At 61.2% G+C, this 12776-nt stretch carries 5 protein-coding genes; 4 read left to right on the forward strand and 1 reads right to left on the reverse strand.

Annotation, left to right across the window (positions count from 1 at the left end):
* Nucleotides 1-18: 18 nt before the first annotated feature.
* Nucleotides 19-1686, forward strand: coding sequence for an alpha/beta fold hydrolase (locus BV034_RS20045; RefSeq protein ID WP_050028763.1), 1668 nt, complete (start codon nucleotides 19-21; stop codon nucleotides 1684-1686).
* A 68-nt stretch (nucleotides 1687-1754) separates the two neighbouring features.
* Nucleotides 1755-2426 (forward strand): hypothetical protein, encoded by a 672-nt coding sequence (locus tag BV034_RS20050; RefSeq protein ID WP_050028764.1) that lies wholly within the window; start codon nucleotides 1755-1757, stop codon nucleotides 2424-2426.
* 169 nt (nucleotides 2427-2595) lie between these two features.
* Here the strand turns inward: BV034_RS20050 and BV034_RS20055 are convergent, their stop codons facing one another.
* Nucleotides 2596-3978 carry a vWA domain-containing protein gene (locus BV034_RS20055; RefSeq protein ID WP_265593226.1) on the reverse strand — a complete coding sequence of 461 codons (1383 nt, stop codon included), beginning with the start codon at nucleotides 3976-3978 and terminating at the stop codon, nucleotides 2596-2598.
* Between the two features lie 1000 nt (nucleotides 3979-4978).
* On the opposite strand from BV034_RS20055, the gene BV034_RS20060 reads away from it, so the two are divergent.
* Nucleotides 4979-8362 (forward strand): hypothetical protein, encoded by a 3384-nt coding sequence (locus BV034_RS20060; protein WP_050028766.1) that lies wholly within the window; start codon nucleotides 4979-4981, stop codon nucleotides 8360-8362.
* Between the two features lie 128 nt (nucleotides 8363-8490).
* A partial coding sequence (locus tag BV034_RS20065; protein ID WP_265593227.1) for an autotransporter-associated beta strand repeat-containing protein occupies nucleotides 8491-12776 on the forward strand: 4286 nt, incomplete at its 3' end.

The raw sequence follows: 12776 nt of genomic DNA on the forward strand, positions 1-12776 counted from the left end.
TCACCCCTCACCCAGCCCATGAGACGTCATCTCCCTGTCCTCCCCCTCTCCGCACTGCTCGTCTGCACCACGCTCTCCAGTTGCGTACGCATCGCGGAGGTCCGGGAGAGACGTCCCACCTATCGGTCTATCCAAAATGCCCCGGGGGCCTCCACCGAGGTGGAGCGGGGCATCACGGACGGCCTGCGCCGCAGCAAACGTGAGCCGATGGCGGCCTTAGGAAACTATCTCTCCGCCGCAAAGGCCGCCTCCATGCAGTTGCAGCTCCATCCTGGGGACAAGGCCGCACGCGAGGACTACAACTTCGCCGTGGCCCGCATCTTCACCAGCATCCGGGATGCGAAGCTCGACCCGTGGACGAAGCCGCTCACCGTGCCCGCAGAGGGCGGCGACTTCGTGCTCACCCGCCGCCCGGATGCTCGCAAGACCTGGAATCCCGCACTCTATGACTTCACCCCCGCAGACCAGTTCGATGTGGGCGGCAGCTTTGTGAAAGAGCGCTCCATCAAGGAGGGCGTGGGAGCGCCGCTGGTAGCCGTGGGCCGCAAGGAGAACACCGACTCCCGGGAAAACTTCGGCCTCCCCCGCACCTACTACGGAATCACTGCGGTTGCGCGGTTCTCAGGCCGCACCTGTGAGATCGCCTTTGAGGACCCACTCGCCACAGAGGATGTCCGCATGGGCACGCATAACTTCCCCATGAGCGCGGACTTCACCGTGCCCGTGGCCGTCATGCTCGCGAGCACCAAGCCGGAGAAAATGGGGCTCGCCCGTCTCCTCAATCCAGAGAAATACGCGGATACCGCCCGCATCTCCCGGCTCCAGCCCTATGATCCCAACAAGACCGTGGTGCTCGTCATCCACGGGCTGAACTCCTCCCCCGCCACCTACACGCCGCTGATCAACTCGCTGCGATCCAACGAGGAGATCCGGCGTCACTACCAGTTCTGGTTTTACAGTTATCCCAGCGGCTACCCCTACCCCTACTCCGCCGCCATCCTGCGCAAAGAGCTGGATGCCGTGCAGAAACGCTTCCCGTTGAAGAAGAAGATGGTCGTCATCGGTCACAGCATGGGGGGCTGCATCAGCCGCCTCCTCATCACCGATGTGGATGACAAACTCTGGCTCAAGACCTTTGGCAAGCCACCATCCGAGGTGAAAGTCTCCGCGGAGAACAAGGCCCTGCTCATGGAGTCATTGATCTTCAACCACCGCCCGGAGGTCGGTCGCGTCATCTTCGTCTCCGCTCCGCTCAGAGGGGCAGACATGGCCTCTGGCATGGCGGGCCGTATCGGTTCCCGTCTGGTGAGGGCCCCGGTCAAACTCCTCGCTGTGGGCACAGAGGCCCTCACCCTGCTCACCCCGCTGCCCGAAGGCACCCTCAAGCTCAACCGCATCCCCAACAGCGTGGACACCCTCGCACCGAACAACCGTTTCGTGATGAACATCAACACGTTTCCTCTAACCCCTGGCATTCCCTACAACGCCATCGTGGGCGACCGGGGCAAGGGCGGGAACAAGGACAAGACCAAACCCTGCTGCTCAGACGGCATCGTGCCCTACTGGAGCAGCTACCTTCCCGGGGCAGAGAGTGAGCTGACCGTCCCCTCCGGCCACAACGCCCACCAGAACCCGCAGGCCATTGCAGAGGTCCGCCGCATCCTGCTGTTGCACGCCGGCGGGTAGGCGGGCTCCATTTCCTTTAACCACCATTCGCCCCCAAACAAAGCGGCCTGGCCGTCCTTCCTCCCGCAATGTTAGCACCTAGACACGCCACTTCTCACATCCATGAAATTTTCCTCAATCCCGTTCCTGGCCCTTGCCCTGGCGGCGGGCCTGACCACGTCCTGCCGATAGATGACCGCCGCTCCGAGCGCTTCAACCCCACCATCGCCGGCCGCCCCGATCTCCTGAACGGACGCAAAACCCTCACCGTCTATCCCGGCATGATCGGCATGCTGGAGAACGCCTTCATCAACGTAAAAGGCGTACACCACACCGTTGAGGCCGAGGTGGAGGTGACCGGTGCGCAGAGCAACGGCGTCATCATCGCCCAGGCGGGCTACTTCGGGGGTTGGACGCTCTACCTCAAAGAAGGCAAGCCGCGACACGAGTACAACTACTTCGCGCTTGAGCGCACAAACATCGGAGGTGACGCGCCGCTTGCTCCAGGCAAACACATCATCCACTACGAGTTCATCCCCGACGAGAAGAAACCCGGCACCGGCGGCAAATCCATTCTCAGTGTCGATGGCACGAAAGTCGCCGAAGCCCAGATTCCCAAGACCCAGCCCTTCATGTTCTCCGGCGATGAAGGAGCCGATGTGGGCATCGATGCCGAGACCAACGTCTCCCCCGACTACAAGCCCGGCCTCCCCAGCACCTTCACCGGCAAGATCGTGAGAGTCACCGTGGAGCAGAAGTAAAAGACTCCTCCAGGCAAGACCTCTCTGAACCGGGTCGCGTCGGTTCATCCACCCGGCGCGGCCTCGTCTCTTTTTTCGACCCCTCCCCTTCATCAACACATGACTCACCCCTTTTCTTCTCATTTCCTCGCACCCGCCATCGCCGTCCTCAAACCTTTCGCGGTACCCATCACTTCTTGGCCGACAACCCCGCCGTCGCAGTTGGCGAGTTGTTCTCTCGCAGCAACTGGTCATACTTGCCTCGATTTGCAAAGTAAGCCGACCCATCCAGAGGGGTGCCATCATTGAAAACAATGTGGAAGCGGCCGCCCGTCTCCTGCGCCAGGCGTTGCATGGCGGGAGCGCCGGAGCTGGTGTGCATCAGAAATGTGTTGATGCTGGCATTTGCCTTCTTCTCCTTGTTGTAGCCCAGGATGAGATCCACGTCGGCCCCGCCCGTGCCATCGGTCATGAAGATGATGGTCTTGGGCGCAGGACTCATGTTCAGCGCCATCTTGAATGGCCAGCGCCAGTCCGTGCCGAACCAGCGATCTTTGCCCTCCAGGTCCTTCATGGTTTCTCGCGTGTGCAACGGAGTGGAATCTATCCAGTCATCGGAGGGAAGTTCCTCATTCTTGCCTTCGAAAGCCCAGTCACTGGCCACTCCATTGGGGGAAAAGAACCGGTACTTCGTCCGGCTACGGTGGACGGCATAGGTGTTGCGAAGGTCGCCTCGTTGTTGGTCAATCTTCCAGCGACTGCCCGCAAACCGGGCTCCACCTGCAAAGAGAATCACTTGATATTGGGAGCGCGGAGGCAGCTTGGAGAGCGTCTTCCCCATTTCTGCCACGACCAGATCCATCTGGTTGGCTTTCATGGAATTCGAAAAATCCAGGATAAAGACCACACGATCCAGTGGCGTGGTGAAGCCGAAGAAACTGACACCTTTGGCTGAGCCGATACCCATTCCCACCCCCGATCCACCTCCTTTGCCGAGAGAGCCAAAGCCCCCAGCCTTCATCCATTGAGTGCCGAGGAACTCGCCAGACTCCGGCATTTCCAAAGCCTCCAGCGGAAGATCTGGAAGCGCAATGGATGCCCGGTCGCTGGTGCTGACAAGCCGCTGGCGTTGCACCGGGTTTCGCAGGTGCTTTTGTCGCTTGGTCTGCACCCGGTGAGCAAGCTCACGTGAGGCTTCCTCCCCCTGCTTGCTTCCGCCTCCCGGAAGAAAATCCACGCGACGCTCCGTGACCAGCGTATTGACGACGAAGGCCGCCAGAGTGAGCAGTCCCGCATGGATGCCCAAGCTCACGAGCAAAGATCCACCCCCGAGCCGACGCCAATAACTCACAGCCACGGGAGGCGATGGCGATTGCGGGGTCAAAGACGGAGATGGAGAAGAATCTGGAGACTCCAGTAGAGATGAAGCAGGCTCGGGAGGTTGAAAGTTTGGTGCAGGCGGGCTGCCCTTGGGATCCCCGCTTTTGACATGCCAGGGGTTGTCTTCGGGCGGACGCAGTTCCCTGATCTGCACAACGGGTACAGACTTGCGGGCAAAGGAGGAATGGGACATCACAATGTTGTTTCAAAGACAGGCCAGCGCTTTCGACGTGAATAGACAGTCCGGGTGCGAAAGCAGGAGTCTCGCGACCCGTTCAGGTCAGGCCTCGCCGCGGAGTGAAATCACCGTCCGCAGGGCAGAGGCGATCAGATGGGATGACATCAGGAAACCGGGGGTGATCATGAGTGAAAAGAGTCAGGGAGGCCCGATGCCCTTCTCGCTTGGAGATCAGTGTATCGTGATGAGGTGCTTACCTTCCGCTATCTGGATGGGTCCACTCAGCCAGCGCAACTCAATGCACACTGATCCAGTGTGCATTGAACCTAGGCGGCAGTTTCGCCTTGTCCACCGGAAAAGGCAGAGATTTCACTCTGCAACCAAGATCGACTCCCGACTGTGCTCGGTCAAACCACCCAACAACTCATCGATTTCCTCGTACCGGAATTCCGGCTTTCGAAGGCTATATTCCACAGTCTTTCACCCAAAACCATAAATCTGTTTAATTCTTCTGGACAAAGCCAACACCACGCGTAGGATCAATTCACACTGAACTAGTGTACTTTGCAGTTCCAACACGGCTGCATCGTCTTTCCCTATCCAGACAGCGGATGGAATCAGCTATCTCCCGGTGGACCGATCTCAAGGATGAGAAGGCCTCGGACCATCCCTAACACATGCTCCCTTCCCCTCCCAGCATTGTCTCCAGGCCCCATAGGGGCTGTTGATCCCACCTAGCGATTTTCGTCTCCAGATTCTGGTCCCCTGACCAGAACAGGGCCGCATGCTGCCAGACCGCCTCCTGCACGTTGTCGGCGGTCGGAAGCTTTGTCGCGCCCTGCTCTGACCGGCATGCAGCAAATGGTCATCCATGCGCCTGTGCCTGGTTAGTTCTATGAAATAGTTCTTCCATCATCTCCTGTTCCACTTGCGACGCCAATTTTCTCTCTGAGCCATGCATCCCCGGCCATTTCCCCATCGCCCCCACCGACACCCGTCGGGGGCTGCTCTCATCATGACCCTGTTTATCCTGGGAGTGTTGACCATCCTGGTGGTCGGCTTCCTCTCGACGATGACGACGGAAAAGCAGGCTGCCAGCGCCTACGAGGAGTCGCAACGGACCAAGCTCGTCGCTCAGGGCGCGGTAGCGCATGCGATCGATCTGCTGCGCACCAACATCCCAGAACCTGCGCGGTTGTCGGAAGGTCCTGATACCGCACCGGGTGAGAACTGGGTGACAAATCCAGGCCGTCTCACCATCCTGCGGGAGAACGGAGGACCCCAACACATTCCGCTTCATACAGGTGAAGTCACCACCGCACCTGCTCCTGGTGCCCTGCGGGATGCGGAGTCCGTGGATCTCAATAAACCGCTGCCGGGAAGAACCTCTCCCGCCATTGTGCCGGCAGCCGGCGGTGGCTCAGCGCGTCCTGAAATGCGGGTGAAATGGGTGAATCTCCTGCAAGATCCCTCTCGCACTGCAGCGGACGACAACCGCATCTCCGGACGGTACGCCTTTTGGGTGGATGATGAGAGCACCCGCCTCAACTTCAACACCGCCATGGGCAAGCCCGCCACCGGCGCAGACTCCCATTACGACGCCCAGGTGGCAGCGGGATTCATGCCTCCTGTGTTCACCCGTGGAGGCACCACCACCACCGCCAACGGCCAACCCGCCCAGTGGGCGCTGGGCAAGCCTCAGTCCGTGAATCTGGATGTGCTGTTCAGCAATGCCGCCGACCTGCAGCATGAGAAGCTGCTGGCCCACTCCTTTCTCAACGGATTCGCCAGGTATCCCGAGGCCATCAAGGACTTCATCAGCGTGGCCGATCCCGACGCTTGGTATGAGACCAACAAGTTCAACCTGACATTTTACAATCGCAGCCCGGAGTTCAACGCCTTTGGCCGCTCCCGGCTCTTCACCAGTTATGTGCCGCTCTCCCTTGAGGCCGGCCCCAACTTCCAGCTGCCTTTCATCTACGACGCGTCTGCAAACAACGGTGTCGTCATCCCGAAAGGCGTGGAAGGTGACCTCGTGGCCGGCACGCTGGAGTCGGGGCGTCTGGAGGACAATCAGATCCTGCACCTGAACTCACTGCTTGGCTTCTTCGGTGCCAGTGCCGATATCACCGGTCCCAGCGGCTATGTCTCAGATCAGGCCAACATGGTGAACCGGAACCAGATCCGGATGTTGGTGGAGTACTTCCGTAGAAAATGGCCCGGCTACAACCGGAGCTTCGTGGAGAAGTACGGTGAGGTGGGAACCTACCAGATCGCCCTGAACATCCTGCAGCAGGCGCGCATGAGCACCACACAGATCGCAAAGAATCTGGGTAATTTCAGCAATGCATGGGGCATGCGCAGCACGAGCGTGATCTTCTTTCCCAACGGCTCGGAGTTGAGTGGATACGCTCCAGAGCGCTTCTACTGGCGGCTTAAGGACCCCACCACGAACAAAGTGGTGCTCATGCTGCCGCAGACCCCTGGACCGCACATCACCGAAGTACGCCTGTTCGCCCAGGCTTGCGAGGCCACGCCCGCGCCCAAAAACGGCACCCTCACCGCCAACTCGCGGTACATCAAATACTGGTACGAGGTGGAGTACTACATGCACCCGCTCGGCCCCGTCGTGGATCTGAGTTATTTCCCCACCCGCATGGACTACTTTCAGCTCAACGTGCGCGGCGGCGGCAAGACTGCGGCCCAGCAGTTCGGCCCTACAGACGGCAACGACACCCGCGGGGACAAGCAATGGCAGAACGACTGGATGAACCTGCTCGCCACTTATCCCAAGGCAGGGACGCTCATTGGCCCCGCCGGGGCCAAGTGGGAGAATGCCGATGTGCCCAACCGCGTGGTGGTGAAGAGCCCTGAGTTCTACGTGAGCCAATGGCAGCGAAACGACGCAAACGCCTCCGGTGGCAAGAGCGACACGGTGGCCCGCTTCGACAGCGAAATCCCCAACCTCAATGCGGATCAGAAGGACAAAATCTGGGACCCGGTCATTTTTGACAAAACCCTCACTCAAGGCAAAGCCCAGTTCACCGTCAAGTGGCGTCCCGGACAGGGCATCACCGGCGCGAGCAACCGCCCCCGCCAAATGATCCCGCTCGGCCTCACCCAGAGCGACACACTCCAGGCCAGCTATGTGGTGGACCTGACCAACACCACCACCCCGCAGGTCGTCTCCTGGCAGATCGCCGATCCCAACTTGAGCCACGATGCGACCCAGTGGGTGATGACCGGCCCTGGTCAGGAGGGAGCCATCGGCACCCCCGGAAAGGTCAACTCCAACGAGCCGGATGAGGGATCCTCAGAGAAGAGCAAGTTCCGCTATGTGCAGCGCACTCCCGAGGATGCCTTGATCGGCGAGGAGCCCTACGATCGTCCCGATGAATATGAGCAAACCAGCCGTGTCGCCTCCCCCGGCTACTGGTCCTTGCTGCACACCGGCATGCGCAGCAGCACGCCGTGGCAGACCGTTGACCTGAGCGCGAATGCCTCCACCAACACCCCACCGGACTGGCTGCTCCTCGATCTCTTCGGCGCGACCTATCCCATGGCGCATGACCAGTGGAAGATTGATCAGAAGCTTCCGGACAGCTTCTCCACCGCCTCCTACATGAGTTCCACCGCCGGGCAGGTCAATCTCAACTCCCGCATCTACCCGCGGAATACCTGGTTCAATCCTCCCGCCCGCAAGCTCCCGCTGGAGGCAGTTTTCAAACATCTCCGCTCGGACTCACAGGTCACCTCTCTGGTGGACAATATCGACAGCTACCAGACAGACAGCCAGGTCTTTGACTATGTGGGAGAGCTGGCCAACGTCCCGGGCTATGAGGGCAGTGCAGGCACACGCTGGGGAAAGGAATCCCTGCTCCGCAACATGGCCGGCGTCCTCACCACCCGTACCAACACCTTTGGCGTCTGGGGAGTGGCCCAGACGGTGAAGAAGCTGCCTCGCAACACTGACAACGGCACGTTTGAAAGCGGTGACCGCGTCACCGGCGAGAAGCGCTTTTACGCCCTGATCGAGCGCTACATCTGGCCAGGCCGCGATGGGGTTCCAGGAAATGGCCACACCAGCAATGTCGGCAAGTGGGACCGGCTCGCCACCCAGACGTCAAACATCACCACCTCAGACGGCACCACCGACACCCTGTTCCAGCTGCCGGGTTCCCCGCCCCTGAAGCGCAGCGGTGATGGAGAGCGGCTCGATCTGGATGCCACCGGCACGTATCCCAAGTTCGACGGGCCGGAACCCGTGGGCATGGATGCCTACACCAAGTCTGCCCTGGGCACCATCACCTACACACCCAGCTCTCTGGAAGACGCATACAACCCGCCCCAACCGGTGGTGAAGTACCGCGTGGTGTACTTCAAGTACCTCGACCAATAGGCCGGCAGCACGCCACCGGATCCTGCCCAGGAACGGCCTGCCTTGCCCCTGTCTAATTACCTCAAACCGTCGCTGACCCTGCCCGGGAAGGACTGGATCGCTCTCCTCCCCCTCCCGTTCCCAGCGTCATGTCATTGTTGTCCCGTCCCCTGTTCCTGGCCGCCCTGCCCATCCTGTCGCTTCTCCCACTAGGAAGCACACCCGCCGCAGACGTCTATAAAGCCAACAACAACACCCAGATCGCCCAGGCAGCAGCGTGGGAGGGCGGAGTACTCCCCACCAGCGCTGATACCTTTGTTATCAGCGACATCTACGCACAGACAGGGAACTTCGGCACGGGTGCCCCGCTCACTTACTATGGTTTGCGCGTTGAGGGAACGCTGACCACCGGCATCAACATCAACAATACGGCGGTCGCCAACTTCGTGGCGCTGGGTGCAGGCGGGCTCAATCTCTACACCGGACTCCGCAGCCTCATCATCGCGGGACTCAAGGCGGATGTGGACCAAACCTGGAACCTGGGAGCCAACTCCCTCACCGTGGGCAGTGCCCGCTTGCAAGGGGCGGGCAACGTCAGCGTCATCGGCACCGGGGAGCTGAATGTCCTGGCCAGCAACATCATGACCAAGGGGTTCAATGTCACGGGTGTACGGGTCAACGCCAGCACGGCTACTTCATTGGGGGCCGCCGCCACCGTTGTCCAGACCATCAACCCCGCCGGTCAGGCTTATCTCACCGCCTCCGGTACCTATGCCAACAGCTTTAATCTCTCCGGGACCGGCTGGGGCCAGGAGACCACCAAACTGGGGGCACTGCGACTGGCGAACGGAGCCACAGTTTCAGGAAACATCACCCTGGGTGGAGATGCCCTCATCACCGCCTATCAGAGCACCGGCACCCTGGCCGGCGCCATCAGCGAGAGCGGTGGCTCTCGCATCCTCCAGCTCGGCATCGCGGATGACACAGGCATCGTTACCCTTTCCGGCACGGTCAACCTCACCGGCGGCACCCTCGTGCGCGGTGGGACAGTCCGTTTCGGGGCCAACCATGTCTTTGCCGATACCAACGCCCTCACTGTCAATGGCGCCATCCTGGATTTGAACGGCTTCAGCGACACCCTGGGCACTCTCACCCTGACCTCCGGCAGCATCACCAATTCCGGCGCAGCCGCAACGCTCTCCGCGACTGACATCATCGCCCAGAGCGGTGCCATTTCGGCCAGTCTCGGCGGAGGCAAGCTCACCAAGACCACAGGCGGCACCGTGACCATCACCGGCGTGCAGAGCTACACCGGAGGCACTCAGATCGATGAGGGTATCCTGGTACTGGATGGGGCCGACCTGCTCTCCCCCACTGGAGCCGTCCAGGTCAATGGCGGCTCATTGGACATCTCCGGTCACAACAACCATGTCGGAGCTGTGACGCTCGCAAGTGGCAGCATCGTAAACACCGGCGGCACGGCGGCCCTCACCGCCACCGCGTATGAGGTTCAGTCCGGGCAGATCAGCGCCGTACTGGCTGGTTCAGGAGTCAATCTGGTGAAGAACACCACCGGCACCGTCTGGCTGACGGCCGCCAACACCTATTCCGGCCTCACCACGGTGAATGCCGGCACCCTCCAGGTCACCACGCAACACGCTGGCGGTGGAGGCTTCACTGTCAACAATGGTGCCCGCCTCGCGGTAGCCCTAACCACCACGGGCGATTCCTTGGCGGCCAGTTCCCTCACGCTGGATGGCGGCACGCTCGTCATCGACCTCGGCACTCTCCCCAATCCCGCCACCGGCGCCCCGGTCTTGGAAGTAGGTTCATTCAGCATCGCTGCATTGTCGCAGATCGATCTCAGCGGCTCCGCCCTCTCCCTCGGCCAGTTCAGCCTGCTGAGCTACAGCACCATCACGGGCAACTTTACGGACCTTGTTCTGGGCTCACTCCCCGCCCGCACCCTGGCTGAGCTCATCCACAACACATCCACCAAGACGATCGACCTCAAGATCACTGGCGTGGACGTGCCTCGGTGGACCGGCCTCTCCGGCGCCAACTGGGACGTGAACACCACTTCCAACTGGTCCCTCGTCACGGCAGGCACCACCACTACCTATCTGCAGGGGCCGGCAGGCACAGACAGCGTGCTCTTCAATGATCTGGCGACGAACACCACCGTCAACCTGACCACCGAGCTCACACCTATTTCCACCACAGTGGACAACAGCTCGAAGACCTACACCTTCACTGGCAGTGGCGCACTTGCCGGCACTGGCGGACTGACCAAGAACGGCGCCGGCACCCTCATCCTGGCAGGGACCGGCATCTACACCTTCAGCGGTGGCATTTCCCTCAACAATGGGACCTTGCAACTCGGTGACGGGGCCACGACCGGCATCTCCCAGCCCGGCACCGGAGCCATCGCCATCGCTGCATCAGGCCGGCTGGAGTTTTTCCTCGCCCCAGGCCAGAACCTGACCGTGACCAACGTGATCCAGGGTACCGGCACGATCGTCCAGAAAGGCGCCAATGTCATCACCCTGGCGGGCGGTAACAGCGGCTTCAGCGGCGCCATCCTGGTATCCAACGGCACACTCAAGGCCGGCTACGACAGTGCCTTCGGCACCGCCGCTATCGAGGTCGGGCCGACTGGCACTCTCGACACCACCGGCTACGACGTTGACAACCACATCCTCCTACGTGGCGGTAAACTGGCCGTCACCTCCGGCTTGGAGAACTCCCTGGGCGGCACCATCACTCTGGACAATGGAGGCTCCATCAACACGGCGCTGAACTCCCAGCTCACGGTGGACGGCATCATCTCAGGCACCGGCGGGTTCACCAAAGGGGAGGCAGGTGCCCTCATCCTTTCAGGTGCCAATACCTACACCGGCGTCACCACCGTGGAACTGGGTCTGCTCCGCCTGGGGCACACCTCCGGACTGGGGGCTGTTGGTTCCGGTAACCAAACGGTGGTCAAGGCCCCCGCCACCCTGGACCTGGCCGGCCAGAATGTGGGCGAGTCTTTCGACCTCCAGGGCGGCAAGCTGGCCAACTCAACCGGCACCGCCACGGTGACGGGTGGCATCACACTCACCGCCGCCTCCGTCTTGGACGCGGCCCTCAATACCAACCTGCTCCTGCAGGGAGTCGTGGACGGCGCGGGGAGCCTCACCAAAACAGGCACCGGAAAACTCGTGCTCAGCGGTACCAATACTTATAACGGTGGCACCCTCCTCACCGGTGGAGCCCTCGTCTTTGCCAACGCGGCCTCCCTGCCGAACACCGGTGTGGTCACTGTGTCGGCGGGCACTGTCCTGGGCTTTGGTTTTGCCATTGATCAGGCGCTGCTGGACTCTCATGTGGCCGCCACCGCCAATGCCCTCGTTCTCGCACTCGGCACCAGCACCTCCTCGAACCTCAATCTCTCCGCCTACACCGCCGCCAGCCTGGGGGCCCTCACTGATCTCACCTATTCCGGTTCGCTCACCGTGGGCAGCACCAGCTACCTCTTCGGCGGTGGAGGTGGCGTGTTGACCGTGGCCAGCAACCTCAGCGGGAATCGGGGCATCACCGTCGGCAACGGCGGCACAGTGGTGCTCTCGGGAAACAACACCCATGTGGGCACCAACACCGTCTCCTCCGGCCTGCTCAAGCTGGGTAGCAGCACCGCTCTGGGCAGCGCCACCAACATCCTGGCCCTCCAGTACACTGCCGGCCTCACCACCACCGTGGACCTGAACGGCTACGACGTCACCGTCGGCGGATTCACCGCTCCGCAAAACCCTGCCGCCCTCGTCCAGGTCACCGACAACTCCTCCGCTCCCGGCATCACCACCCTTACGGTCAACATCGCCTCCGGCAGCAACACCTTCGGCAGTTGGATCCGCGACGGTGCGAATGGACGCCAGATCGCTCTGGTGAAGACCGGAGCCGGGACGCTCGTCTTCAGCAGCGCCACCAATGCAGTCGGCGGCCACACCTTCACCGGAGGCCTGTATCTGAATCAAGGCACCGTGGACGTCCGCACCAACCAAAACCAAGCCCTGCCCTCCACCACTGACATCTACTTCACCGGCACCAGCACGCTGCTGGCCAACAACAACGGCGGTGCCGCAGTCTCAGCCACCATCCTGGCGAACAGCGTGCATTTCCAGGCCGGTCTGGGCACCATCTCCCAGAGCAAGTCCAACAACAGCACCAACAGCCTCTTCACCTTCAACGGTACCATGTCCCGGGAAATCGGGGCTGCAGGCAACTTCGCCTTCACCGGAGTAACGGCCACCGATGTGTACCGCTACAGCTTCAGCGACTTCTTCCTGCCCGCTGATGAACTGTTCGACAGCGGCATCTACTTCAATGGCAGTGCCTTCGCGACCATCGACTACAACACCGGCTTCCTCCGTGGGCTGGACTACGTGGGAGATCC

This window comes from Verrucomicrobium sp. BvORR034 (genome assembly GCF_000739635.1).
Lineage (GTDB): Bacteria > Verrucomicrobiota > Verrucomicrobiia > Verrucomicrobiales > Verrucomicrobiaceae > Verrucomicrobium.

Coding starts and splice junctions, on each gene's coding strand:
- BV034_RS20045 (WP_050028763.1), top strand. CDS start 19: ATGAGACGTCATCTCCCTGTCCTCCCCCTCTCCGCACTGCTCGTCTGC.
- BV034_RS20050 (WP_050028764.1), top strand. CDS start 1,755: ATGTTAGCACCTAGACACGCCACTTCTCACATCCATGAAATTTTCCTC.
- BV034_RS20055 (WP_265593226.1), bottom strand. CDS start 3,978: ATGTCCCATTCCTCCTTTGCCCGCAAGTCTGTACCCGTTGTGCAGATC.
- BV034_RS20060 (WP_050028766.1), top strand. CDS start 4,979: ATGACCCTGTTTATCCTGGGAGTGTTGACCATCCTGGTGGTCGGCTTC.